Here is a 26714-nt window from a genome sequence, read left to right as displayed (position 1 = left end):
TTGAATGAGCTTCCAGTAGCGCTTGCTAGCCTTGTATTCATGGGATTTTCGATCGAACTGATTCATGATTTGAACACGGACACGACTCATAGCACGGCTGAGATGTTGGATAATATGGAAACGATCTAGAACGATTTTAGCACATGGGAGTGAAACAGTCTGGGAGACTGTTTCAGCCTGAGCCTAGAAATTCGAAAGCGAAGCTGTTTAGCTAAGTCATAGTAGGGACTAAACATATCCATAGTAATGATTTTCACTCGACATCGGACGGCTCTATCATATTTAAGAAAGTGATCACGAATGACAGCTTGTGTTCTACCCTCAAGAACAGTGATGATGTTGAGATTATCAAAATCTTGTGCAATAAAACTCATCTTTCCCTTAGTGAAGGCATACTCGTCCCAGGACATAATCTCAGGAAGACGAGAAGAATCATGCTTAAAGTGGAAATCATTGAGCTTTCGAATGACAGTTGAAGTTGAAATGGAAAGCTGATGGGCAATATCGGTCATAGAAGTCTTTTCAATTCACTTTTGCGCAATCTTTTGGTTGATAATACGAGGAATTTGATGATTCTTCTTGACGAGTGAGGTCTCGGCGACCATCATTTTCGAGCAATGATAGCACTTGAAACGACGCTTTCTAAATAGAATTCTAGTAGGCATACCGGTCGTTTTGAGGTAAGGAATCTTAGAAGGTTTTTGAAAGTCATATTTTTTCATTTGACTTCCACAATAAGGACAAGATGGAGCATCGTAGTCCAGTTTGGCGATGATTTCCTTGTGTGTATCCTTATTGATGATATCTATAATTTGAATATTAGGGTCTCTAATGTCTAGTAGTTTTGTGATAAAATGTAATTGTTCCATATGATTCTTTCTAATGAGTTGTTTGATCGCTTTTCATTATAGGTCATATGGGACTTTTTTTCTACCCTAAAATAGGCTCCATAATATCTATAGGGATTTACCCACTACAAATATTATAGAGCCTTTTTTTTGAGGAGTTTTTGTATATTGACATGCGATTTTGTATTTGCTACAATCAGTTATGGAGGATACATCTAATGAAAATAATAAAAAAATTGATGCAAATCGCATTAGCAGTCTTTTTCTTCGGTTTGCTAGCGACAAGTGCAGTATTGGCGGATACTACAGGTGGACAGTTTGTTGATAAGGATAATAGAAAATATTATATAAAAGATGACCATAAAGCAATCTATTGGCATAAAATAGACGGTAAAACCTACTATTTTGGTGATAGTGGAGAAATGGTAGTCGGTTGGCAATACTTAGAAATCCCTGGGACAGGTTATCGTGATGATTTATTTGATAATCGACCAGTTTTCGAAATTGCCCTTCAACCGAAGTGGTACTACTTTGGACAAGATGGGGTACTACAAGAATTTGTTGGATGGAAACAATTAGAAGTTAAGGATTCGTTAAATGTTGGTAAAAAATATGGTGAGGGCTTTGAAGGCCCAGAAGTTCTTAAATTAGCAAATTATTACTTTGATCAAGACCATTCTTTAAAAACAGGTTGGCTTTATGATCAGTCTAACTGGTATTACCTAGCAAAAATAGGTTATTCAGGGAAAGACTACCTTGGGGGTGAAAGACGTGCGGGTTGGATAAATGACAACTCAACTTGGTACTATCTGGATCCAACAAGTGCTACAATGCAAACAGGTTGGAAATACCTTGGTAATAAGTGGTACTACCTCCGTTCATCAGGTTCCATGGCAACTGGCTGGTATCAGGAAAGCTCGACTTGGTATTATTTAGACGAGTCAAATGGTGATATGAAAACGGGTTGGCAAAACCTTGGCAACAAGTGGTACTATCTCCGTTCATCAGGAGCTATGGCGACAGGCTGGTTCCAGGTCGGTAGTAAATGGTACTATGCTTATGGTTCAGGTGCCTTGGCAGTGAATACGACTGTAGATGGCTATTCTGTCAACTATAATGGTGAATGGGTTCAATAATGAAAGAGGCGATTGTGAAGGAAACAATCGCTTTTTTTGTGAAAATATAATAAAATAGATAGGAGAGAAGCAATACTTGTATGAAAAGATGAGACGACTTTTTCGTCTAGTAAAAGGAAAATATGATAAACAAAGTGGGTGTCGGTCAGGCACATAGTAAGATTATTTTAATAGGGGAGCATGCGGTCGTTTACGGTTATCCTGCCATTTCCCTGCCTCTCTTAGAGGTGGAGGTGACTTGTAAGGTAGTTCCTGCAGAGAGACCTTGGCGCCTCTATGAAGAAGATACCTTGTCTATGGCGGTTTATGCCTCGCTCGAGTATTTGGATATCAAAGAAGCCTGCATTCGCTGTGAGATTGACTCGGCTATCCCTGAAAAACGGGGAATGGGTTCGTCAGCTGCTATCAGCATAGCGGCTATTCGTGCGGTTTTTGACTACTATGAGGCAGAACTGCCTCATGATGTATTGGAAATCTTGGTAAATCGGGCGGAGATGATTGCCCATATGAATCCAAGTGGTTTGGATGCTAAGACCTGTCTCAGTGACCAGCCCATACGTTTTATCAAGAATGTAGGATTTACAGAGCTTGAGATGGCTCTATCCGCCTATTTGGTCATTGCCGATACGGGCGTTTATGGTCACACTCGTGAAGCCATCCAAGTGGTTCAAAGTAAGGGGAAAGACGCCCTACCATTTTTGCATGCCTTGGGAGAATTGACCCAGCATGCGGAAGAAGCAATTACACGAAAAGATGCTGAAGGACTGGGACAAATCCTCAGTCAAGCGCATTTGCATTTAAAAGCAGTTGATGTTAGTAGCCCAGAGGCGGATTCTCTAGTTGAAACGGCTCTTAGTCATGGTGCTCTGGGTGCTAAGATGAGCGGTGGTGGGCTTGGAGGCTGTATCATAGCCTTAGCAGACAATTTGACACACGCACAAGAACTAGCAGAAAGATTAGAAGAGAAAGGAGCTGTTCAGACATGGATAGAGAGCCTGTAACAGTACATTCCTACGCAAATATTGCTATTATCAAATATTGGGGAAAGAAAAAAGAAAAAGAGATGGTGCCTGCTACTAGCAGTATTTCTCTGACTTTGGAAAATATGTACACGGAGACGACTTTGTCATCTCTACCGACGGATGCGACAGCTGATGCCTTTTATATCAATGGTCAGCTACAAAATGAGGTCGAGCATGCCAAGATGAGCAAGATTATTGACCGTTACCGTCCAGCTGGGGAGGGCTTTGTTCGTATTGACACTCATAACAATATGCCTACCGCGGCGGGTCTGTCATCAAGTTCTAGTGGTTTGTCCGCCTTGATCAAGGCTTGTAATGCTTATTTTCAGCTTGGATTGACTCGGAGCCAGTTGGCACAGGAGGCTAAGTTTGCCTCAGGATCTTCCTCTCGGAGTTTTTATGGACCACTCGGTGCCTGGGATAAGGATAGTGGAGAAATTTACCCTGTAGAGACAGACTTGAAACTAGCTATGATGATGTTGGTGCTAGAAGACAAGAAAAAACCAATTTCTAGCCGTGACGGTATGAAACTTTGTGTGGAAACTTCGACGACCTTTGATGACTGGGTGCGTCAATCTGAGAAGGATTATCAGGATATGCTGGTCTATCTCAAGGAAAATGATTTTGCCAAGGTTGGGGAGTTAACGGAGAAAAATGCTCTTGCTATGCACGCTACGACAAAAACAGCATCACCAGCCTTTTCTTATCTGACCGATGCAAGCTATGAAGCGATGGACTTTGTTCGTCAACTTCGCGAGCAAGGAGAGGTCTGCTACTTTACCATGGATGCTGGTCCCAATGTCAAGGTCCTCTGTCAGGAGAAAGACTTGGAGCATTTATCAGAAATCTTTGGTCAACGTTATCGCTTGATTGTGTCAAAAACAAAGGATTTGAGTCAAGATGATTGCTGTTAAAACTTGCGGAAAGCTCTATTGGGCTGGTGAATATGCTATTTTAGAACCAGGGCAGTTGGCCTTGATAAAGGCTATCCCCATCTATATGAGGGCCGAGATTGCCTTTTTTGATAGCTACCGTATCTATTCAGATCTGTTTGATTTCACAGTAAATTTGACACCAAATCCTGACTATAGCTTGATTCAAGAAACGATTGCTTTAGTGGAAGATTTCCTGACTTATCGAGGTCAAACCTTGCGACCTTTTTCTTTGGAAATTCGTGGAAAAATGGAACGAGAAGGGAAAAAGTTTGGTCTAGGTTCTAGCGGTAGCGTCGTTGTCTTGGTCATCAAGGCTCTGCTAGCTCTGTATAAGCTTTCGGTTGATCAGGAACTCTTGTTCAAGCTGGCTAGCGCGGTCTTGCTCAAGCGAGGAGACAATGGTTCTATGGGAGACCTTGCCTGTATTGTGGCAGAGGATTTGGTTCTCTACCAGTCATTTGATCGCCAGAAGGTGGCTGCTTGGTTGGAAGAAGAAAAGTTGGCGACTGTTTTAGAGCGTGAGTGGGGCTTTTCTATCTCACAAGTGAAACCTACCCTAGAATGTGATTTCCTAGTGGGATGGACCAAGGAAGTGGCTGTATCAAGTCACATGGTCCAGCAAATCAAGCAAAATATCAATCAGAATTTTTTAAATTCCTCAAAAGAAACGGTTGCTGCTTTGGTAGAAGCCTTGAAGCAGGGGGAATCAGAAAAAATTATCGAGCAAGTAGAAGTGGCAAGCAAGCTCTTAGAAGGCTTGAGCGCAGATATTTACACGCCTTCGCTTAGACAGTTGAAAGAAGCGAGTCAAGATTTGCAGGCTGTTGCCAAGAGTAGCGGCGCTGGTGGTGGTGACTGTGGCATCGCCTTGAGTTTTGATGAGCACTCAACTGAAACCCTAAAAAATCGTTGGGCCAATCTGGGGATTGAGCTCTTATATCAAGAAAGGATAGGGCATGACGACAAATCGTAAGGACGAGCATATCCGCTATGCTCTTGAGCAGAAAAGTTCCTATAATAGCTTTGATGAGGTGGAGCTGATTCATTCTTCCTTGCCTCTTTACGACCTGGATGAAATCGATCTGTCGACAGAGTTCGCTGGTCGAAAGTGGGCTTTTCCTTTTTATATCAATGCCATGACAGGTGGAAGCGATAAGGGAAAAGAAATCAATCAAAAACTAGCTCAGGTGGCAGAAGCCTGTGGTATTTTGTTTGTGACAGGTTCTTATAGCGCAGCCCTCAAGGATCCTATAGATGACTCATTTTCTGTCAAGTCTAGTCATCCCAATCTCCTCCTTGGAACCAATATTGGATTGGATAAGCCTGTTGAGTTGGGTCTTCAGACTGTAGAAGAAATGAATCCTCTTCTCTTACAAGTGCACGTCAATGTCATGCAGGAGTTGCTCATGCCTGAGGGAGAAAGGAAGTTCAGAAGCTGGCAATCGCATCTAGCAGACTATAGCAAGCAAATCCCCGTTCCTATTGTCCTAAAGGAAGTGGGCTTTGGAATGGATGCCAAGACCATCGAAAGAGCCTATGAACTGGGCGTTCGTACAGTGGACTTATCTGGTCGTGGTGGTACCAGCTTTGCCTATATCGAAAACCGTCGCAGTGGTCAGCGTGACTATCTTAATCAATGGGGGCAGTCAACTATGCAAGCCCTTCTCAACGCTCAAGACTGGAAAGATAAGGTCGAACTCTTGGTCAGTGGAGGTGTTCGGAATCCGCTGGATATGATTAAGTGTTTGGTCTTTGGTGCCAAGGCTGTGGGATTGTCACGAACCGTTCTGGAATTGGTTGAAACCTACACAGTCGAAGAAGTGATTGGCATTGTCCAAGGCTGGAAAGCAGATCTACGCTTGATTATGTGTGCCCTTAATTGTGCAACCATAGCAGATTTGCAAAGCGTAGATTACATTCTTTATGGAAAATTAAAAGAAGCAAAGGATCAGATGAAAAAGGCGTAACCACCGCCTTTTTTCCATCTTTAGACTGAGGTGACTTTTTTGAATTGTGATAAAATAGAAGGGAGAGGATGAACCTATGAGAAAATTTAAAATCTTTTTATTTATCGAAGCCTGTCTGTTGACGGGAGCTCTGATTTTGATGGTTTCAGAGCATTTTTCGCGTTTTCTGCTGATTCTATTCCTCTTTTTGCTCTTGATTCGCTATTACATTGGTAAAGAGGGCAATAACCTTCTTTTGGTGGTGGCAACCATTCTCTTCTTTTTCATCGTCATGCTCAATCCTTTTGTGATTCTAGCTATTTTTGTTGCGGTCATCTATAGCCTCTTTCTTCTTTATCCGATGATGAACCAGGAAAAAGAGCAGACAAATTTGGTTTTTGAAGAGGTGGTGACGGTTAAGAAGGAGAAAAATTGTTGGTTTGGAAATCTCCATCATTTTTCAAGCTACCAGACTTGCCAGTTTGATGATATCAATCTCTTTCGTCTCATGGGCAAGGACACTATTCATCTGGAGAGGGTCATTCTAACCAATCATGACAATGTTATTATCCTTAGAAAGATGGTAGGCACGACCAAAATCATTGTGCCTGTAGATGTAGAAGTCAGTCTCAGTGTTAATTGTCTCTATGGTGATTTGACTTTTTTCAACCAGCCCAAGCGAGCCCTCCGAAATGAACACTATCATCAGGAAACGAAATACTATCTCAAGAGTAATAAGAGTGTTAAGATTTTCTTGACCGCTATGATTGGGGATGTTGAGGTGGTCAGAGGATGAAAAAACAAGCTTATGTAATGATTGCTCTCACCTCCATCCTGTTTGTCTTATTTCTGTCCCACAGCTTGCTGGACATCCTTGACTTTGACTGGTCTATTTTCTTGCATGATGTCGAAAAAACAGAAAAATTTGTCTTTTTGTTATTGGTATTCAGCATGTCCATGACCTGTCTCTTAGCCCTCTTTTGGCGAGGTGTAGAAGAGCTTTCTCTAAGAAAAATGCAGGCTAATCTCAAGCGTTTATTGGCAGGTCAAGAAGTGGTCCAGGTTGCAGATCCAGATTTGGATGCCAGTTTCAAGTCCTTGTCAGGTAAACTTAACCTTTTGACAGAAGCTCTTCAAAAGGCTGAAAATCAGAGTCTTGCTCAGGAAGAGGAAATCATCGAGAAGGAACGGAAGCGGATTGCTCGGGATTTGCATGATACAGTCAGTCAGGAGTTGTTTGCGGCCCACATGATTTTATCGGGTATCAGTCAGCAGGCTTTGAAATTGAATAGAGAAAAGATGCAGACCCAGTTGCAAAGTGTCACAGCTATTTTAGAAACCGCCCAGAAGGATTTGCGGGTCTTGCTCCTGCATTTGCGACCAGTTGAGCTGGAGCAGAAGAGTCTGGTTGAGGGAATTCAAATTCTCTTAAAAGAGCTTGAGGACAAGAGTGATCTCAAGGTTAGTTTCAAGCAAAATGTGACGAAATTGCCCAAGAAAATCGAGGAGCATATCTTCCGTATTCTGCAAGAATTGATCAGCAATACCCTCCGTCATGCCCAGGCCTCTTGTTTGGATGTCTATCTCTATCAGACGGATCTTGAATTGCAGCTGAAAGTGGTGGACAATGGGCTTGGTTTTCAGTTAGGGAGTTTAGACGACTTGAGTTATGGACTCCGCAATATCAAGGAGCGGGTTGAAGATATGGCAGGGACGGTTCAGTTATTAACAGCTCCCAAGCAAGGACTGGCAGTTGATATCCGTATTCCCTTGTTAGATAAGGAACTATAAGGAGTAAAGATGAAAATTTTACTGGTAGATGACCATGAAATGGTCCGATTGGGCTTGAAAAGCTACTTTGACCTCCAAGACGATGTAGAAGTTGTGGGCGAGGCGGCAAACGGGTCTCAAGGTATTGACTTGGCCTTGAAATTGCGTCCAGATGTTATTGTCATGGATATTGTCATGCCTGAGATGAATGGGATTGACGCGACTCTAGCTATTCTCAAAGAATGGCCTGAAGCCAAGATTTTGATTGTGACTTCTTATCTAGATAATGAAAAAATCATGCCAGTATTGAATGCTGGGGCTAAAGGTTATATGCTTAAGACATCAAGTGCTGATGAATTACTCCATGCCGTCCGTAAGGTGGTTGCTGGAGAGTTGGCCATTGAGCAAGAGGTCAGCAAGAAGGTCGAATACCACCGCAATCACATAGAACTACATGAGGACTTGACTGCACGTGAACGAGATGTACTTCAACTCATCGCCAAGGGCTACGAAAATCAGCGCATCGCAGACGAACTTTTTATCTCTCTCAAGACGGTCAAGACGCACGTGTCTAACATTCTTGCCAAACTTGAGGTTAGCGATCGTACACAAGCTGTGGTCTATGCCTTTCAGCATCATTTGGTAGGGCATGAAGAGTTTTAGTAGTTATATAAAATAATGTTGGAGAAATGACTTGATTTAGTACCAAAGAAACGAGTAAGCACCTCTAGCGTGATAAAATAATTTTTTCACAATATTTTTATGTTATTTGTTGACATTCATTTTATAGAGGAGTAGAATAGAGTTAGAAATATTTAGATTAACATATATATTATAAAGTATAAAAAATCCAAAAGGAGGTTAAAATCATGTCTCCGTAAATTATCAAAATAAGGTCACTAGAGCGTTAAGGAATTTTGAAGAAAGGATTTTTGTCATGAAAAAATATATTACTTATGCAGCTTTATTACTTACTTCAGGAGCTTTGTTATCAACTACTTATGTAGTTAGTGCAGAAACTACAACGTCTACCACTAAAGTGACTACATCACAAACAACTTCACAGTATACAAGCGAGAAAGAAGCAATTGATCAACTTGTTAAAGAAGGTAAAATTAAGGTTGAAGATGCAGAACAAGTTAAGTTGGTAGGATTTTCTCCTAGAGAATTAACTCAAGAAGAAAGTAATCAAGAAAAAATAGCATTTAATCAAAACCGAGATGATAAAGGAACTTGGATGCTAACAGATGGTCGCTGGTGGTTCAAATATACTTCAGGTGGGTATGCTAAACATTGGGAATACTTAGATAAGAAATGGTATTATTTTGATGATCAAGGTTGGATGAAATCAAATGAGTGGATTAACCCAGATGGTAATTGGTACTATCTTTCAAATGATGGTTCCATACTAACTGATTACAATAGAGTTAATGGGAAACCTTATTTCTTCAGACCTAACGGTGTTTGCGTAGAAAATCAGGGGCAGGCAATCGCTGAGTGTGCAGAAACCTTTGTAGGTAAAATCCCATATGTTTGGGGTGGGACAGATTTGAATAGTGGTGTAGATTGCTCAGGATTTACGATGGCTATTCATGCTAAGTTCGATATTTATATTGGTAGAACAACTGGAGAACAAGCTGAAGGAGGGAAATTTATATATAGTGGCTCACAACTTCCTGGAGATTTAATATTGTACAATGGCGACCAAGGTTCAAATCAACATGTGGGTATTTATGTTGGTGGTGGAAATGTAGTTCATGCTCCACGTCCAGGTCAATATGTTTCTTATATGAATCAATATGGAATGGATCAAAATACAATTCGTAGATATTGGTAATATTGTCTAATTTTTCACAATATTATTGACTTTGACAATGAAAAGTATTAGAATATAGCTAAATAAAGAGGGGAAACCCTCTTATAGCTATTCAATAAAGGAGGAAATGGCTATGAAAAAATCTAAATTACTTACTCTTGGTTTGCTTGCAGGTGCTGGTCTGCTTTTGTCTATCAACCAAGCACAGGCTGCAGATACTTGGGTTAAAAATGGTGCTGACTGGAATCTTTCTCAAGATGGCAGCCTAGCTAAAAATAAGTGGGTGCAAAATGCTGGCTCTTGGTATCATTTCGACGGTTCTGGTAACATGCAGACAGGCTGGTACAAAGAAGGTAATACATGGTATTCGCTCGCAGATAGTGGCGCTATGCGTACTGGCTGGTACAAGGAAGGTAGCACATGGTATTCGCTCGCAGATAGTGGCGCCATGCGTACAGGTTGGTACAAAGAAGGGTCTACATGGTATTACCTCAAAGGCAGTGGCGCTATGGCAACAGGATGGGCGACTGCAAATGGTGAATGGTCTTACTTTGAAAAATCAGGTGCTATGGTCGCAGACAGAGCTGTTCCAGCCAGCGATGGAGAAAGTTATATCATTGGTAAGGATGGCTATATGTTGACTTTAAAAAATAGCCCTTATAAAAATGATGATATTGTCCGTTTAGGTGATGGATATGAGTATCTGATTACATCAAAATTTGACGGAAATAACTTTACTGATGTTATCGTGGCTAAAAACACTTGGTATATCAAACCTGAGTTCAAGAAGTTTTCCGACAAATACGGGGATGAGGTTGCAAATACTACCTTAGCTTTAGTGGATAATAAAGAAGAAGGACAAGAAATTGATCCTAAAGCTGTTATTCGTAATTTCCAAAATCTACCAGGTCGATATTACTTTGGAGCAGATGGTCGTAGAGTATTACCACTTCCAGAGATGACAACTAGATCAGAAATCAAAAAAGTTGGCAATGATCTTTATCTAGAAGACCCAGGTGTACGACTTCGATTTGATAACTTCACAATCAATAACAATAAACTATACTATTTAGATAATGGACAAGGTAAGCTCAAAACAGGTTACTTTGTATTGATTGATGACGGTATGGCTACAACCCTCCATCACTTACTTGTATATGCAGACCAATCTGGTGAGGTTCTTAAGATGAAACGCTTGCCATCAAGATTTTCAGATTATTTTGACAAAGAAATCGATGGTTTCTATGGTCAAAAAATTAAGATTACACAGCCAAATAAGTATGAATATTACAAGGTTCTTGTGGTTAAATAATACAAAACGAATCGCCTAATGAGGGATGTGTGGGCGATTCGTTTTTTACTGTAATCAGCCATTATTAAACATCTTTTATAAGATTATATTCGAAACCTAAAGAAAACTAAGAAGAAACCGTACCTCCCCCATCATTGAAAAGCGCATTCGTTACTTGAAAAAAGTCGCCCATTTATGTTATAATAGACTGTATTTAAAAAATTTTAAGGAGAAATGACAGAATGTCTGTATCATTTGAAAACAAAGAAACAAACCGTGGTGTCTTGACTTTCACTATCTCTCAAGACCAAATCAAACCAGAATTGGACCGTGTCTTCAACTCAGTGAAGAAATCTCTTAATGTCCCAGGTTTCCGTAAAGGTCACCTTCCACGCCCTATCTTCGACAAAAAATTTGGTGAAGAATCACTTTACCAAGACGTTATGAACGCTCTTTTGCCAAACGCTTATGAAGCGGCTGTAAAAGAAGCTGGCCTTGAAGTCGTTGCTCAACCAAAAATTGACGTAACTTCAATGGAAAAAGGTCAAGACTGGGTTATCACTGCTGAAGTTGTTACAAAACCTGAAGTAAAATTGGGTGACTACAAAAACCTTGAAGTATCAGTTGATGTAGAAAAAGAAGTAACTGACGCTGACGTTGAAGAGCGTATCGAACGCGAACGCAACAACTTGGCTGAATTGGTTATCAAAGAAGCTGCTGCTGAAAACGGCGACACTGTTGTCATCGACTTCGTTGGTTCTATCGATGGTGTTGAATTTGACGGTGGAAAAGGTGAAAACTTCTCACTTGGACTTGGTTCAGGTCAATTCATCCCTGGTTTCGAAGACCAATTGGTAGGTCACTCAGCTGGTGAAACTGTTGATGTTATCGTAACATTCCCAGAAGACTACCAAGCAGAAGACCTTGCAGGTAAAGAAGCTAAATTCGTAACAACTATCCACGAAGTAAAAGCTAAAGAAGTTCCAGCTCTTGACGATGAGCTTGCAAAAGACATTGACGAAGAAGTTGAAACACTTGCTGAATTGAAAGAAAAATACCGCAAGGAATTGGCTGCTGCTAAAGAAGAAGCTTACAAAGACGCAGTTGAAGGTGCAGCAATCGATAAAGCTGTAGAAAATGCTGAAATCGTAGAACTTCCAGAAGAAATGATCCACGAAGAAGTTCACCGTTCAGTAAACGAATTCCTTGGAAACTTGCAACGTCAAGGTATCAACCCTGACATGTACTTCCAAATCACTGGAACTACTCAAGAAGATCTTCACAAACAATACGAGGGAGAAGCTGAGTCACGTACTAAGACTAACCTTGTTATCGAAGCAGTTGCCAAGGCTGAAGGATTTGACGCTTCAGAAGAAGAAATCCAAAAAGAAATTGAGCAATTGGCAACAGACTATAACATGGAAGTTGCTCAAGTACAAAGCTTGCTTTCAGCTGATATGTTGAAACACGATATCACAATTAAAAAAGCTGTTGAATTGATTACAAGCACTGCAACAGTTAAATAATCTTAATAGACAAAAATCCCACCTGAATTGGTGGGTTTTCTTATGTACTATTTTCCGAAAATCTCTTTAAGGTCTGCGTCTGTAATCCCAATCATGGCGGGGATGCTATCCCAGTTTTCTTCGGTTAGGATGTAGGATTGTTCAGAGGTACTTGATGTGGCAGTTTCGGAGATAGCTGGTTGCTTTTCTTCAACATTTTCAATTAAATCACTGAAGCGTTCAATCAGATAGGTTTTTCGGGCAGTTCCGATGTGCTGGGTAGCATAGTCGAAGGCCTGTAATTCGCCTAGTAAGATAAGCTTGCTTTTGGCGCGTGTAATGGCTGTGTATATGAGATTCCGCTCCAGCATACGCCTACTAGCACTGGTAATCGGTAGGATGACAACAGGGAACTCACTTCCCTGAGATTTATGGATACTCATGGCATAGGCCAAACGAATCTTGTACCATTCGTTACGTGGGTAAGAGACCTCATTTCCATCAAAATTAATGACAATCTCGTCTTGTTTCGATTCGGTGTATTTACCAGGAATCAGGTCTGTGATAGCTCCCAAATCTCCATTAAAGACATTGATTTCAGCATCGTTGACCAAGTGAATGACCTTATCTCCCTTACGATAGTGGCACTGGGGAGCTTCAAAACTGACTTGATCTTTTTGTGGTGGATTGAGAAGGTCTTGCATGAGCTGGTTGATGGCGTCAATCCCTGCCGTCCCTCGGTACATGGGGGCCAGAACCTGAATATCACGTGCAGAAATACCACTTCTGAGGGCAGCACCTAAGATTTTCTCAATGGTGGCAGGGATATGACCACTAGCAATTTCAAAGTAGGAACGGTCTGCTTTTTTCTGGGTGAAATCAGCTGGCAGGATACCCTGTCGAATCTGACTAGCTAGGGTGACGATAGTTGATTCTTCGCTTTGTCGGTAAATTTTTTCCAAACGAGTCTGTGGAATCAAAGGAATATGGAGCAGGTCAGCTAGAACCTGGCCAGGACTGACAGACGGTAGCTGGTCGCTGTCGCCTACGATTAGAATCTTACTGTTAGAAGAGATGTTGGAGAAGAGTTGATTGGCCAGCCAAGTATCCACCATGGAGAATTCATCTACGATAATAAAGTCGGCATCCAGATAATCTTCCAGCTGACTGGTATCATCGTCACCTGTCATTCCTAGATGTCGGTGTATGGTAGCGCTAGGCAAACCTGTCAATTCATTCATGCGCCGAGCTGCTCGACCAGTTGGAGCAGCAAGAAGAATCGGCAGGTTGCTTTTTTTCCTCAGGTCAAGTCCTTCTAAAAGGGCATAAACAGCGATGATCCCATTGATAACAGTTGTCTTACCAGTACCAGGTCCACCTGTCAGGATAAAGACCTTGTTCTGTATAGCGTCACAAATCGCCTGTTTTTGAATGCTATCGTACTCAATCCCCAGCTCTTCTTCGACAGTAGTGATATGCTTTTGAATGGTTTCTAAATCTTGGCTCTTCTGTTTTCCTTTTTCAAGGATACGAACCAAGTGACTGCGGATGCCTTCCTCAGCGAAAAAGAGGCTGTTGTCAAAAATCTTGGTATCAATCTGCTGAACCTTGTCTTCTTCAATCAAGTAGGAGAGTTCTTGGGCTACTTGGCTGGGGTCCAGTTCCACGGGGCGGGAAGACTCAAGGAGAGTAAGGGTTTGTTCTAGCAAATCCCGTGCTTCAACATAGGTATCCCCTGTTTCCATACAGGCCTGAAAAAGACTGTGAACTAGACCGGCACGAAAGCGTTCAGGAGCCTGACTTTCGATGCCTAGTTCCTCCGCTAATTGGTCAGCAATGGTAAATCCCAAACCCTTGATATCCTCAACCAATTGGTAGGGATAATTTTCAACCACATCAAGGGTTTCTTCCTTGTAAAAATCTTGAATCTGAAAGGCTAGTTTGTTGGGAATGCCGTAGTTGGCCAGTTTAGCTAAAACCATCTCGGTTCCGTAGTTGAGACGGAGGGTGGAGACGAAAGCCTCGCGATTTTTTGCAGATAGTCCTGCAATGCCTTCTAGCTTTTCTGGGTGTTGCAGAATCTCGTCAATGGTATTGTCGCCATAGGTATCCACGATTTTCTGAGCTGTCTTGAGACCAATTCCCTTGAAATGGCTACTTGAAAAGTATTTGACAAGCCCTTTGCTAGTTGGTTTTGCGCGTTCATAACGGCTGATTTGCAGCTGCTCCCCGTACTTGGAGTGCTGGACAATTTGTCCCCAAAAAGTATAGTCTTCTCCCTCAATTATATCAGCCATGGTGCCCGTGACAATGATTTCAAAATCATCAAAATCCTCTGCGTCCGTATCGTTGATTTCTAGGAGGAGGATGCGATAAAAATTGCTGGGATTTTCAAAAATAATCCGTTCAATGGTTCCTGAAAAATAAACTTCCATAAAATTCCTTTGCATGAATAGGTGAGAGTTGGGGTTGTTTTCATTGAGTATTAGTCAATAAACAATCACTTCTCATGATAGAAGAAGAGGCTGAGATTGGTGATTCTCGGCCTCTTAGGTCTCTTAAAATGTTCCGATACGGGTGATTGGCCAGAAGCGGAATTTAGCTTCCCCTGTGATATCTTTTGCTTTAAAAGTACCTACATGGCGGCTGTCGCTCGAAACCAAGCGGTCATCTCCGAGGAGAAGGTATTCTCCTTCTGGAACAGTAAAGCTAAAGTTGGTGTTGTAGTTGACATCAACTGTGAAGGCTTGGGCTTTTTCAGCAATACTTCTAAAGAAGGTTCCTTTATTTCCTTCAAATCCCTTGCCTGAGTAAGTGCTTTGGAGTTTGTCATCCTTGAAACGTTTGATGTAGTCAGCTAGGTAAGGCTCGTCCGTCTCTTTATCATTGATGTAAAGTTTATCGTTTTCGTAACGGATGGTGTCGCTAGGCATTCCGATCACGCGCTTGACGATGTCCTTATTGCCATCTTCCTCATGGGCCACCACGATATCAAAACGGTCAATAGGGAGGTGCTTAACGACAAAGAGGATTTCGCCATCCGCTAGGGTAGGATCCATGGAATGTCCTTCTACGCGGACATTACTCCAAAAAAAGATACGGCTCAAAGCTAGTAATGACAGAATCAGGAGGAACAATCCCCACTCTTTTAAGAAATTTTTAAATGAATTCATAACTTACCTTTCTAAGCGTTTTTTCGCTTTTTCAGTATTTTTAAAGTGCAGTTTGGCGCAGAAACTGAGTCCCTGCATACCATAGGCTTGCAAAATCTGGCTAGCTACCTTATCAGAAGTCGTTCCAGCTCCACTTGGAAGTTGATAGCCCAGCTCTCGTCCCAAATTTTCAAGATTTTCCAGAAAGAGATCACGCGCAATGATAGAAGAAACTGCGACAGCCAAGTATTTGCCCTCGGCCTTTTCTTCCAAGCTGATAGGATTGCTGAAACGATTGGCCTCTTGTGCCAAGTACTTGTCATAATTTTTAGAACTAGTAAAGGCATCAATCACAATTTTCTCAGGCTGAATGCCTTTTTGAAGGAGTAGATAGATAGCCTGATTATGGAGAGCAACCTTAACCGAAACAGCGTTGTAGCGGTCTCCGATGACCTCGTTGTACTTGCTTGGTGAGAGAAGGAGTGCCTGGTGCTGGATTTTTTCCTTGAGGATAGGGGCAATCTGACGGATTTTTTGGTCGGTCAGAGTCTTAGAATCTCCCACACCGAGTTTTCGCAAGAAGTCATGCTGGTCAGGTGTGACAAAGGAAGCCACAACTGCAAGCCCACCAAAGTAGGAACCATTTCCCACCTCATCTGTCCCAATTAAAGGGAAATTTTGTCCCCTGTTTTCCTCTATAACTTGATAGCCAAAGAAACTAGCATATTTCTCAGCCCCTTCACCCTGAAGCAAGACCTTTCCAGAAGTATAGATAGAAACCGTTGCTTGAGGTAGTCGCAAAAAGTAGCGGATATAGGGATTCTTGCTGGGAGCCAGACTGGTTTGATAGTGTTCAAGAAAAGCCTGAATCTCCTTTTCACTTGGTGTGAGTGTTATACTTGTCATAGTTTCTATTGTACCACAAAAGCAGTCAAATTTGTAAAAACTGACAAAGTTAGCGAATTTTGGTATAATATCGTGAGGTGAATTTTATGGCAAATCTAAATCGATTCAAATTTACATTCGGGAAAAAATCATTAACCTTGACAAGCGAGCATGATAACCTCTTTATGGAGGAAATTGCCAAGGTTGCGACAGAAAAATACCAAGCAATTAAAGAACAAATGCCTAGTGCAGATGATGAAACCATCGCTCTTTTGTTGGCGGTCAACTGTTTATCAACTCAGCTCAGTCGTGAGATTGAATTTGATGATAAGGAGCAAGAATTAGAAGAACTCCGTCACAAGCTTGTGACTTGCAAGCAAGAACAAAGCAAGATTGAGGACTCCTTATGATTTCACTCCTTCTTCTATTGGTCTTGGCTTGGGGATTTTATATCGGCTATCGGAGAGGCCTGCTCTTACAGGTTTATTACCTGATTTCAGCTATGGCATCTGCTTTTATGGCTGGTCAGTTTTACAAGGGGCTTGGCGAGCAGTTCCACTTATTGCTCCCTTATGCAAATCCGCAGGAAGGTCAGGGAACTTTCTTTTTCCCATCGGATCAACTCTTTCAGTTGGATAAGGTCTTTTATGCAGGGATCGGCTACTTGCTTGTATTTGGGATTGTCTATAGCATCGGTCGTTTGCTTGGTCTCCTATTACACTTGATCCCTAGTAAAAAATTGGGTGGTAAGTTGTTCCAAGTTTCAGCAGGGATCTTGTCCATGTTGGTGACCTTATTTGTCTTGCAAATGGCCTTGACCATACTAGCAACCATTCCCATGGCAGCTATACAAAATCCTCTTGAAAAGAGTATCGTCGCAAAACACATCATCCAGAGCATACCAGTAACAACCAGTTGGCTCAAACAAATCTGGGTGACAAATTTAATCGGATAAAAAGGGCAGGAATTTTCCTAGCCCTTTGTTTACAGATTGACTCGAATCTATCAGAATATAAAAAGCTACCACACCTAGACATTCAAAGACAAGGAAATAAAGATGAATAAGAAAATATTAGAAACATTAGAGTTCAATAAGGTCAAGGCCTTGTTTGAACCCCATTTGTTGACCGAGCAGGGCTTGGAGCAATTGAGACAGCTGGCTCCGACTGCCAAAGCAGATAAAATCAAACAGGCTTTTGCTGAGATGAAGGAAATGCAGGCTCTCTTTGTCGAGCAACCGCATTTTACCATTCTCGCAACTAAGGAAATTGCAGGAGTCTGCAAGCGATTGGAGATGGGCGCAGACCTCAATATTGAGGAATTTCTCCTCTTGAAGCGCGTACTTCTTGCCAGCCGAGAGCTGCAAAGTTTTTATGCTAATCTGGAAAATGTCAGCTTGGAAGAATTAGCCCTTTGGTTTGAGAAATTACATGATTTTCCGCAATTACAAGGAAATCTCCAAGCCTTTAATGATGCAGGTTTCATTGAAAATTTTGCCAGTGAAGAATTGGCGCGCATCCGTCGAAAAATCCATGATAGCGAGAGTCAGGTACGCGATGTTTTACAGGACCTGCTCAAGCAAAAAGCGCAGATGTTGACAGAAGGAATCGTTGCCAGCAGAAATGGCCGTCAGGTTTTACCAGTCAAAAACACCTACCGCAATAAGATTGCAGGTGTTGTTCATGATATTTCTGCTAGTGGAAACACCGTCTATATCGAACCTCGTGAGGTGGTCAAACTGAGCGAAGAAATTGCTAGTTTACGAGCAGATGAGCGCTATGAAATGCTTCGCATTCTCCAAGAAATTTCTGAGCGTGTTCGCCCTCATGCGGCTGAGATTGCCAATGATGCTTGGATTATCGGCCATCTGGACTTGATTCGTGCCAAGGTTCGTTTTATCCAAGAAAGACAAGCAGTCGTACCTAAGCTGTCAGAAAATCAAGAAATTCAACTGCTCCATGTCTGCCATCCTTTGGTCAAAAATGCCGTCGCAAATGATGTCCATTTTGGTCAAGATTTAACAGCTATTGTCATTACAGGTCCCAATACAGGTGGGAAGACCATCATGCTTAAAACTCTGGGCTTGACGCAGGTTATGGCTCAGTCTGGTTTGCCAATTTTAGCAGACAAGGGAAGTCGTGTTGGTATTTTTGAAGAAATTTTTGCTGATATTGGCGATGAACAGTCTATTGAGCAGAGCTTGTCTACCTTCTCTAGTCACATGACCAATATTGTGGATATTCTTGGCAAGGTTAATCAACATTCACTCTTACTCTTGGATGAGTTGGGGGCAGGTACAGATCCCCAAGAGGGAGCCGCCCTTGCCATGGCCATTCTGGAGGACCTTCGCCTGCGTCAAGTCAAGACTATGGCGACTACCCACTATCCGGAACTCAAGGCCTACGGTATTGAGACAGCTTTTGTCCAAAATGCCAGCATGGAGTTTGATGCTGCAACTCTACGCCCGACCTATCGCTTTATGCAGGGCGTTCCTGGTCGAAGCAATGCCTTCGAAATCGCTAAACGTTTAGGACTATCTGAAGTTATCGTAGGAGATGCTAGCCAGCAGGTTGATCAAGATAATGATGTCAATCGTATCATTGAGCAACTGGAAGAGCAGACGCTGGAAAGCCGCAAACGCTTGGACAATATCCGTGAGGTGGAGCAAGAAAATCTCAAGATGAACCGCGCTCTCAAAAAACTCTATAACGAGCTCAATCGTGAAAAGGAAACCGAGCTTAATAAGGCGCGTGAACAGGCTGCTGAGATTGTGGACATGGCTCTGAGTGAAAGTGACCAGATTCTTAAAAATCTCCACAGTAAATCTCAACTCAAGCCCCACGAAATCATTGAAGCCAAGGCCAAGCTGAAAAAATTAGCTCCTGAAAAAGTAGACTTATCTAAAAATAAGGTTCTTCAAAAGGCCAAGAAAAAACGAGCTCCAAAGGTGGGAGATGATATCGTGGTTCTCAGTTACGGTCAGCGTGGTACCTTGACCAGTCAACTCAAGGACGGCCGCTGGGAAGCTCAAGTTGGCTTGATCAAGATGACCTTGGAAGAGAAAGAGTTTGATCTTGTTCAAGCCCAGCAAGAAAAGCAAGTCAAGAAGAAACAGGTCAATGTCGTGAAACGAACTTCTGGTCGTGGCCCACAAGCCAGACTGGACCTTCGAGGCAAACGTTATGAAGAGGCCATGAATGAGCTAGATGCCTTTATCGACCAAGCCTTGCTTAATAATATGGCTCAAGTTGATATCATTCATGGTATTGGAACAGGTGTCATCCGTGAAGGTGTCACCAAATACCTACAAAGAAACAAACATGTCAAGAGTTTCGGCTATGCCCCACAAAATGCTGGAGGCAGTGGTGCGACTATTGTCACTTTTAAAGGATAGAAGTATTACGAACTTTATACAGTAAAAACTGTTGAACTAATTTTTACTAATAAACACATTGACAAAAGCCAACATTTTTTGTAAAATAAGAATCAATTAAATACCAACACCGAATGAAGTTTAATAGAAGTGAAGAATCGTTTGATTTTCCATGACTGTAAATGGACGGAACTCTGGAGAGACCGTAAAGGCACCGAAGGGGCAAGGCAGGCAACTGCTCAAACTCTCAGGTAAAAGGACAGAGCTAGGATAGACCGCTTTTTAGCATTTATCTAAGCATTCCAGAGTACATGTATCTTGCATGTGCTCTTTCTTTTGGGGTTGAAAAGATAGGAGAAGGAAATGTTAGAATTGCTTAAATCAATTGATGCTTTTGCTTGGGGACCGCCCCTCTTAATTTTATTGGTCGGAACAGGGATTTACCTAACTGTCCGTCTAGGACTCTTGCAGGTTTTGCGTCTGCCCAAGGCCTTTCAGCTTATTTTTATCCAGGATAAGGGACATGGTGATGTATCTAGTTTTGCAGCTCTGTGTACAGCTTTGGCATCAACCGTTGGAACAGGGAATATCATAGGAGTTGCGACGGCTATCAAGGTTGGTGGACCAGGAGCCCTCTTTTGGATGTGGATGGCGGCTTTCTTTGGAATGGCAACTAAGTATGCGGAAGGACTCTTGGCCATCAAATACCGCACCAAGGACGACCATGGTGCAGTAGCGGGAGGTCCCATGCACTATATCCTTCTAGGGATGGGAGAAAAGTGGCGTCCCCTTGCTGTTTTGTTTGCAGTAGCAGGAGTACTGGTTGCTCTCTTGGGAATTGGAACCTTCACCCAAGTCAACTCGATTACAGAATCTATCCAAAATACAACGATGATTTCACCAGCTATCACAGCTCTCGTCTTGTCTGTCTTTGTAGCGATTGCAGTCTTTGGCGGACTCAAGTCCATTTCTAAGGTCTCTACTACCGTAGTTCCTTTTATGGCTATCATTTATATTTTGGGAACTCTTACAGTTATTTTCTTTAATATCGGAAAAATCCCTGCCACAATCGCTTTAGTCTTTACCTCAGCTTTTAGTCCCCTTGCTGCGGTAGGTGGCTTTGCTGGCGCTAGCGTTCGGATGGCTATTCAAAATGGTGTGGCGCGTGGTGTCTTCTCAAACGAATCTGGTCTGGGTTCTGCTCCTATTGCAGCGGCTGCGGCGAAGACAAACGAACCAGTAGAGCAAGGTTTGATTTCCATGACAGGAACCTTTATTGACACCCTTATTATCTGTACTCTGACTGGTTTGACCATCTTGGTAACTGGTGTTTGGAGTGGTGATTTGAATGGAGTTGCCTTGACTCAGTCTGCTTTCTCAACAGTCTTTTCACACTTTGGACCTGCACTCCTGACCATCTTCCTTGTGCTTTTTGCCTTCACGACGATTTTAGGTTGGAACTATTACGGGGAACGTTGTTTTGAGTTCCTCTTTGGGGTTCGCTTTATCTGGCTCTACCGTGTGGTCTTTGTGCTCATGGTCTTGTTGGGAGGATTTATCGAGTTAGATATGGTCTGGATTATCGCAGATATCGTCAATGCCTTGATGGCTCTGCCAAACTTGATTGCTCTCTTAGTCTTGTCGCCGGTCGTTATTGCTGAGACTAAAAAGTATTTTGACAAATAATGAAATCACACATGGCGTGTGATTTTTTTGCCTATAAATGATTTTTATCAGGCTGATATATAATATATATTATGCAAGTGATTGGAAGTGTGATAAACTAATATACAACGAAAATCTTATGAGAGTAATAAACCTTTGTCTTAAATAAACTTAGGAATCAGGATTTTATAAGATTTTCCAATAATATTAGTGTCAATAACAAGAAAAGAGGTATCTTATGACAACATTTGCAATCCATACAGTAGAATCAGCACCGGCAGAAGTGAAAGAAGTTCTTGAAACAGTAGAAAAAGACAACAATGGCTATATTCCCAACTTAATCGGTCTCTTGGCCAATGCACCGACTGCTTTAGAAGCCTACCGAACCGTCGCATCTATCAACCGTCGCAACAGCCTGACACCCGTTGAGCGTGAAGTGGTGCAAATCACGGCAGCCGTGACAAATGGTTGTGCCTTCTGTGTTGCAGGTCACACAGCCTTTTCAATCAAACAAATCCAGATGAATGATGATCTGCTTCAAGCCCTTCGCAATCGTACTCCAATTGAAACAGATCCTAAATTGGATACCCTAGCTAAGTTTACCCTGGCAGTTATCAATACCAAGGGTCGTGTAGGAGATGAAGCCTTAGCTGAGTTTTTAGAAGCTGGCTACACCCAACAAAATGCCTTGGATGTAGTTCTCGGTGTCAGCCTAGCAAGCCTCTGTAACTATGCCAACAATCTAGCTAATACCCCAATTAACCCAGAATTGCAACCTTATGCTTAATTCATATCTGAGTAAAATGAAGTCTGAAATAATCGGACTTCGTTTTTTTTTTTAATACTCAATGAAAGTCAAAGAGCAAACTAGGAGGCTAACCGCAGGTTGCTCAAAACAGTGTTTTGAGGTTGCAGATAGAAGCTGACGTGGTTTGAAGAGATTTTCGATGAGTATTAAGTCCTCATTTAAGAGCTTTTATGATATACTGAAACTAACATGATTATTGGAGGTTAGGATGAAAAAACTCCCCTTAGTATTTTCAGGTTGTTTGCTAGGTTTGGCAGGAGCTGGAAATCTTATTTTAGATACGTTGCCGGTTCTGTCCCATCTGTTGAGTCTGACAGGTTTGATTTTGTGGATTTACTTTCTGATTCTTCATCTCTTTAATTGGAAAGAAACCAAGCAAGAGTTGACCAAGCCCCCTCTTTTGTCAGGAATGGCAACCTTTCCCATGGCTGGGATGATTTTATCGACCTATGTCTTTCGCGTCTTCCCTCATCTTCCTTTGGTTGCGCAAGGGCTCTGGTGGTTTTCATTTCTCTTGGATTTGGCCTTGATTGCTGGTTTCACCATCAAGTTTGCTTGTCCGGATCGGAGGGTTCAGGCAACTCCAAGCTGGACGGTTCTCTATGTGGGGATAGCAGTGGCAGCCTTGACTTATCCTCTGGTAGGTATCATCGAAATCGCCTATGCAACCTTGAGTTTTGGTTTTCTCTTAACCTTCTATCTCTACCCACTTATTTATAGTGATTTAAAGAAACATCCACTCCCCGTAGCCTTGCTTGGACAAGAAGGGATCTACTGTGCTCCTTTCTCTCTACTCTTGGCTTCTCTGGTTCGAGTTGGAGGAGCCAGCCTACCAATTTGGGTCTTGATTGCCATGATCTTGGCTTCCCAATCCTTCTTTTTCTTTGTTTTGACTCGCCTGCCCAATATTTTAAAACAAGGCTTTCAACCAGCCTTCTCAGCCCTCACCTTCCCAACCATTATCACAGCTACTTCGCTCAAAATGGCTCAGGGAATCTTGAAACTTCCATTTCTGGATTATCTGGTACTGGCTGAAACCGTTATTTGCTTAATTATTTTAGTCTTTGTATTAGGCGCTTATCTGAATTGGTTACGAAAAAAGGTCTAGCTAGAAATAGCTAAACCTTATTTTTTATGATTTGATAACTTCGGCTCCACCCATGTATGGACGAAGTGCTTCTGGGATGGTCACAGAACCATCTTCATTTTGGTAGTTTTCAAGAATAGCAGCCACTGTACGTCCAACTGCAAGTCCAGAACCGTTCAAGGTATGGAGCAATTTCACCTTGCCATCTGCTTCATCACGGTAACGGATTTGGGCACGACGGGCTTGGAAATCTTCTGTATTTGAACAACTTGAGATTTCACGGTAGGTATTTTGCGCTGGAATCCATACTTCTAAGTCGTAAGTCTTAGCAGCTGAGAAGCCCATATCTCCAGTAGAGAGAGCAACGACACGGTATGGAAGGTTGAGTTTTTGAAGAATGTTTTCAGCGTTGGCTGTCATTTTTTCCAATTCTTCATAAGATTCTTCTGGTTTGGCAAATTTGACCATTTCAACCTTGTGGAATTGGTGCAAACGAATCAAGCCACGAGTATCACGACCAGCTGAACCAGCCTCAGAACGGAATGAAGGACTCATAGCAGTGAAGTAGATTGGCAGGTCTTTACCATCAAGGATTTCATCACGGTAGTAGTTTGTCAGAGGAACTTCAGCTGTAGGGATAAGGACATAATTGCTGTCGCTGAGTTCAAAAGTGTCTTCCTTGAATTTTGGATATTGACCAGTACCAAACATAGAGTCATGGTTAACCATGTAAGGCGTGATGACTTCCGTATAGCCTTCCTTTCCATGCTCATCCAACATAAAGTTGTAGATAGCACGTTCCAAACGAGCACCGAGGCCTTTATAGAAGAGGAAGCGAGCTCCTGTTACCTTACCACCGCGTTCCCAGTCAAGGATGCCAAGGTCTTCACCAAGATCCCAGTGAGCTTTAGGTTCGAAGTCAAACTCGCGTGGAGTCCCCCAACGGCGAACTTCCACATTGTCATCTTCATCAGCCCCAACAGGAACACTGTCAGCTGGGATGTTAGGAAGAGTCGTTGTAAATTCTGTCAATTTAGCATCGATGTCTGCCAATTCAGCATCCAAGGCTTTGACCTTAGCAGATAGAGTTTGCATGGCAGCAATCTTGTCATCTGCATTTTCCTTGTTGCGCTTAGCTTGGGCAATCTCAGCAGAAACTGTGTTGCGTTCTGCCTTGAGAGTTTCAACTTTGACCAAGATGTCACGACGCTTAGCATCGATTTCTTTCATCTCATTCAAGACAGCAGCATCTACACCACGTGTAGCCAATTTTTCTGCGACAGCATCAAAGTCTGTACGAATACGTTTGATATCTAACATAAGAACTCCTTTATGAAAAAAGCACACCTGACAAAGCGTTGGAGTGGCAGGGCCACGGTTCCATCCAACTTCACAGGTGTGCACTTGATTGTTTATGTAATTGTTACCAACGGTAGAATTTCACCTATCCCTCCTATCTGCTCGCAGCACCCGCAGACTTTCTGAAAGAAGAAGATAACCTACTTATCCGTTGCTATGATTATACTAAAGTTTCTACTTTTTTGCAAATAGATTTTTAAATTTTTGGCTAATTGTCTGAATCAGGGTAGGAAGTTTGACGACCTTGTCATTTCCCAGCTTTTCGCGTGCAATTTTGAGAATGGCACCTGAGTCTTTTGAAGCAAAGAGGAATTTTCCTTTGTCTGTAAAGACTTCGAAGTGGCGACTGATTTTTCGTCCAGTGACATTGGCTCCAATCTGATTGATATGGCTCCAAGGAATCTGGATAAATTGTTCGACATTGACATCTGGGTAAAATTCCAAGGCCTGATCTCCGACAAGGAATTTCCCAACTTTCCCAGCTATAGAGAGGTAGGAAGTGCCTGTCGTGCTGAGAAGCACTGTTTTATTAAGCGATTGGGCCATGATTAGTCTTCCTTACTTTCACCGAAAAAGGCATTGTAGAGGGCTTTGATAGCTGCTTTCTCTTGGTCTTTATTGACAACAAACATGATAGAAACTTCACTAGAACCTTGAGACATCATCTGGATGTTGATCTTATTTTCAGATAAAGCGCGAGTTGCAGTAGCAGTTACTCCGATATGACTCTTCATTTTTTCTCCAACAATCATAATGATTGAAAGGTCGTGTTCGATTTCTGCATGGTCTACTTCAGCCTTTTGAACCAACTGACGCAGGATTTCTTCTTCCTTGATAGGAGTTAGTTCGCGAGAACGGAGGATGATTGAAAGATCGTCGATACCGGTTGGCATATGTTCCCAACCGATGTTAAGATCTTCAAGGATTTGCAGAACCTTGCGTCCAAATCCAACCTCACGGTTCATAAGGTATTTAGACATATTAATGCTGACAAAGCCTGAGTCACCAGCAATTCCCACAACTGGAAATTCATCACTACTGTGTTTTAGAACGATACGAGTACCTGGATGGTCAGGGTTGTTGGTATTCTTGATAACTAGAGGAATTTTTCCTCGGTAGGCAGGAAGAAGAGCTTCGTCATGAAGAACTGAGAATCCTGCATAGGCCAACTCACGCATTTCACGGTAGGTTAACTCAGGAATCGAGTGTGGTTGGTGGATAATACCAGGGTGGGCTGCAAAGATACCATCAACATCCGTAAAATTTTCATAGAGATCGGCCTTAACCCCTGCAGCAATGATAGAACCAGTGATGTCAGAGCCTCCACGTGAGAAGGTACAGATTTGATTTTCCTTGGTAACTCCAAAGAAACCAGGAATGACAAGGACTTCATTTGCATTTGTCAATTCTTCAATCTTGTCATAACTTGATGGAATGATGCGAGCGTGACCAGGTTCACTTGTGACCACAATACCAGCTTCTCGAGGGTGCACATAGCGTGCATCAATACCATTTTGGTTAAAATAGGCAGCAATCAATTTAGCATTGTTATTTTCACCGGCTGCTAGGAAAGTGTCGTAGAGAAATTCATTTTCTTCAATAGGAAGAGTGGCCAAGGCACGAATGCTTTTAGAAATTTTTTCTAGCACAGCTGGTTTAAGACCTAGTTCACTAACCATAGCGGCATAGCGATCGATAATCCAGCTTTGGCTCTTGCTAATATCGTTACCAGCAACATAGTCGCGGTAGTATTTAATCAAGGCATCCGTAACCTTAGTATCTTCAGCATTGCGTTTTCCTGGTGCAGAAACAACTACAAAACGACGCTCTGGATCGCTTTTTACGATGTTTAAAACTTTTTCTAATTGACTAGCAGAGGCAAGAGAGCTACCTCCAAATTTAACAACTTTCATAAGAACTCCTAAAGTAAGTATTTTATACGATTATAGCAGAAAGAAAGCCTTTTTTCAATCTGGAAAATAAGATGTTTTCTAGCCTAAAGCGCGCCTTTCCAATCGGCTGAGACACTTTCAGTCAAATTTTTCTTGCTTTCTGTTCCTAAAAAAGATATACTTTGAAAATAAAATGATTTAACAATCAATGAAAATCAAAGAGC

23 protein-coding genes, 1 pseudogene and 1 riboswitch are annotated in these 26714 nt (G+C 42.1%); of the genes and pseudogenes, 17 read left to right on the top strand and 7 right to left on the bottom strand.

What is annotated here, in order from left to right; genetic code table 11:
• A pseudogene (locus HT724_RS06055) lies at positions 1-869 on the bottom strand (transposase); the annotation flags it as partial.
• Positions 870-1066: 197 nt separating this feature from the next.
• Here HT724_RS06055 and HT724_RS06050 point away from each other — a divergent pair.
• From HT724_RS06050 to tig, 11 genes are all read left to right on the top strand, one after another.
• Complete coding sequence (locus HT724_RS06050; RefSeq protein WP_173275629.1) at positions 1067-1984, top strand: N-acetylmuramoyl-L-alanine amidase family protein; 918 nt, start codon at positions 1067-1069, stop codon at positions 1982-1984.
• Positions 1985-2106: 122 nt separating this feature from the next.
• Complete coding sequence (gene mvk, locus HT724_RS06045) at positions 2107-2985, top strand: mevalonate kinase (protein ID WP_173275626.1); 879 nt, start codon at positions 2107-2109, stop codon at positions 2983-2985.
• Complete coding sequence (gene mvaD / locus HT724_RS06040) at positions 2967-3920, top strand: diphosphomevalonate decarboxylase (RefSeq protein WP_173275622.1); 954 nt, start codon at positions 2967-2969, stop codon at positions 3918-3920. Before mvk ends, mvaD begins: the two co-directional genes overlap by 19 nt.
• Positions 3907-4914 (top strand): phosphomevalonate kinase, encoded by a 1008-nt coding sequence (locus HT724_RS06035; protein ID WP_173275619.1) that lies wholly within the window; start codon positions 3907-3909, stop codon positions 4912-4914. The genes mvaD and HT724_RS06035 overlap by 14 nt, the downstream gene beginning before the upstream one ends.
• Positions 4898-5908 (top strand): type 2 isopentenyl-diphosphate Delta-isomerase, encoded by a 1011-nt coding sequence (gene fni / locus HT724_RS06030; protein WP_173275615.1) that lies wholly within the window; start codon positions 4898-4900, stop codon positions 5906-5908. The genes HT724_RS06035 and fni overlap by 17 nt, the downstream gene beginning before the upstream one ends.
• A 76-nt stretch (positions 5909-5984) precedes the next feature.
• On the top strand, positions 5985-6683 hold the full coding sequence (gene liaF, locus HT724_RS06025; protein ID WP_173275612.1) for a cell wall-active antibiotics response protein LiaF: 699 nt from the start codon (positions 5985-5987) through the stop codon (positions 6681-6683).
• Positions 6680-7678: a sensor histidine kinase gene (locus tag HT724_RS06020; RefSeq protein WP_173275609.1), complete on the top strand. Its 999-nt coding sequence runs from the start codon at positions 6680-6682 to the stop codon at positions 7676-7678. Before liaF ends, HT724_RS06020 begins: the two co-directional genes overlap by 4 nt.
• 9 nt (positions 7679-7687) lie before the next feature.
• Positions 7688-8320 (top strand): response regulator transcription factor, encoded by a 633-nt coding sequence (locus tag HT724_RS06015; RefSeq protein WP_173275606.1) that lies wholly within the window; start codon positions 7688-7690, stop codon positions 8318-8320.
• Between the two features lie 274 nt (positions 8321-8594).
• Positions 8595-9494, top strand: a complete 900-nt coding sequence (locus tag HT724_RS06010) for a C40 family peptidase (RefSeq protein WP_173274390.1) — start codon at positions 8595-8597, stop codon at positions 9492-9494.
• A 112-nt stretch (positions 9495-9606) separates the two neighbouring features.
• Positions 9607-10785 (top strand): N-acetylmuramoyl-L-alanine amidase family protein, encoded by a 1179-nt coding sequence (locus tag HT724_RS06005; protein ID WP_173275603.1) that lies wholly within the window; start codon positions 9607-9609, stop codon positions 10783-10785.
• 221 nt (positions 10786-11006) lie between these two features.
• Positions 11007-12290 carry a trigger factor gene (gene tig, locus HT724_RS06000; protein ID WP_070479836.1) on the top strand — a complete coding sequence of 428 codons (1284 nt, stop codon included), beginning with the start codon at positions 11007-11009 and terminating at the stop codon, positions 12288-12290.
• A 47-nt stretch (positions 12291-12337) separates the two neighbouring features.
• On the opposite strand, the gene HT724_RS05995 is transcribed toward tig, so the two are convergent.
• The 3 genes from HT724_RS05995 to rnhC form a co-directional block, all read right to left on the bottom strand.
• The gene (locus HT724_RS05995; protein WP_173275600.1) at positions 12338-14704 is read right to left on the bottom strand and encodes an ATP-dependent RecD-like DNA helicase; all 2367 of its coding nucleotides are present in this window, start codon (positions 14702-14704) and stop codon (positions 12338-12340) included.
• Between the two features lie 123 nt (positions 14705-14827).
• Positions 14828-15442, bottom strand: coding sequence for a signal peptidase I (gene lepB / locus HT724_RS05990; RefSeq protein WP_173275597.1), 615 nt, complete (start codon positions 15440-15442; stop codon positions 14828-14830).
• Between the two features lie 3 nt (positions 15443-15445).
• On the bottom strand, positions 15446-16327 hold the full coding sequence (rnhC, locus tag HT724_RS05985) for a ribonuclease HIII (protein WP_173275594.1): 882 nt from the start codon (positions 16325-16327) through the stop codon (positions 15446-15448).
• 86 nt (positions 16328-16413) lie between these two features.
• On the opposite strand from rnhC, the gene zapA reads away from it, so the two are divergent.
• The 6 genes from zapA (at position 16414) to HT724_RS05955 (ending at position 23260) form a co-directional block, all read left to right on the top strand.
• Entirely contained in the window at positions 16414-16716 is a 303-nt protein-coding gene (gene zapA / locus HT724_RS05980) for a cell division protein ZapA (RefSeq protein ID WP_000002019.1), read from the top strand.
• Entirely contained in the window at positions 16713-17261 is a 549-nt protein-coding gene (locus HT724_RS05975; RefSeq protein WP_000624509.1) for a CvpA family protein, read from the top strand. Before zapA ends, HT724_RS05975 begins: the two co-directional genes overlap by 4 nt.
• Positions 17262-17363: 102 nt before the next feature.
• Complete coding sequence (locus HT724_RS05970) at positions 17364-19700, top strand: endonuclease MutS2 (protein WP_173275591.1); 2337 nt, start codon at positions 17364-17366, stop codon at positions 19698-19700.
• A 163-nt stretch (positions 19701-19863) separates the two neighbouring features.
• Positions 19864-19952: riboswitch (glycine riboswitch) on the top strand.
• A 90-nt stretch (positions 19953-20042) separates the two neighbouring features.
• Positions 20043-21365: a sodium:alanine symporter family protein gene (locus HT724_RS05965; RefSeq protein ID WP_173275588.1), complete on the top strand. Its 1323-nt coding sequence runs from the start codon at positions 20043-20045 to the stop codon at positions 21363-21365.
• A 217-nt stretch (positions 21366-21582) separates the two neighbouring features.
• Positions 21583-22131, top strand: a complete 549-nt coding sequence (locus tag HT724_RS05960) for a carboxymuconolactone decarboxylase family protein (protein ID WP_173275585.1) — start codon at positions 21583-21585, stop codon at positions 22129-22131.
• A gap of 229 nt (positions 22132-22360) precedes the next feature.
• A complete protein-coding gene (locus tag HT724_RS05955) occupies positions 22361-23260 on the top strand; it encodes a TDT family transporter (protein WP_173275583.1) in 900 nt (299 codons plus the stop codon).
• A gap of 24 nt (positions 23261-23284) precedes the next feature.
• Here HT724_RS05955 and serS read toward each other — a convergent pair whose 3' ends face one another.
• From serS to HT724_RS05940, 3 genes are all read right to left on the bottom strand, one after another.
• Positions 23285-24559 (bottom strand): serine--tRNA ligase, encoded by a 1275-nt coding sequence (serS, locus tag HT724_RS05950; protein WP_173275580.1) that lies wholly within the window; start codon positions 24557-24559, stop codon positions 23285-23287.
• Positions 24560-24772: 213 nt separating this feature from the next.
• Positions 24773-25144 (bottom strand): DUF956 family protein, encoded by a 372-nt coding sequence (locus HT724_RS05945; RefSeq protein ID WP_000079358.1) that lies wholly within the window; start codon positions 25142-25144, stop codon positions 24773-24775.
• Between the two features lie 2 nt (positions 25145-25146).
• The gene (locus tag HT724_RS05940) at positions 25147-26511 is read right to left on the bottom strand and encodes an aspartate kinase (RefSeq protein WP_173275577.1); all 1365 of its coding nucleotides are present in this window, start codon (positions 26509-26511) and stop codon (positions 25147-25149) included.
• Positions 26512-26714 lie beyond the last annotated feature (203 nt).

This window comes from Streptococcus sp. k-402, assembly GCF_013277515.1.
Taxonomy (GTDB): domain Bacteria; phylum Bacillota; class Bacilli; order Lactobacillales; family Streptococcaceae; genus Streptococcus.
Note: the sequence above shows the minus strand (reverse complement) of the source record. Positions and strands in the feature narration are given on the sequence as shown.